We start from the raw sequence: 211 nt of genomic DNA on the forward strand, positions 1-211 counted from the left end.
TCAGGTAGAGAATACCGAGGCGTTCGGGTGAACTATGGTTAAGGAACTCGGCAAAATGCCCCCGTAACTTCGGGAGAAGGGGGGCCATTCCTGGTGACGGCACTTGCTGCCAGAGCTGGGGGTGGCCGCAGAGACCAGCGAGAAGCGACTGTTTACTAAAAACACAGGTCCGTGCGAAGCCGTAAGGCGATGTATACGGACTGACGCCTGC

At 57.3% G+C, this 211-nt stretch carries 1 rRNA gene; it reads left to right on the top strand.

The features are described 5' to 3' along the window. Window positions 1-211, top strand: a 23S ribosomal RNA gene (locus tag ADK60_RS29365); the annotation flags it as partial.

This window comes from Streptomyces sp. XY431, assembly GCF_001279805.1.
In the GTDB taxonomy this organism is placed as follows: Bacteria; Actinomycetota; Actinomycetes; order Streptomycetales; family Streptomycetaceae; genus Kitasatospora; species Kitasatospora purpeofusca.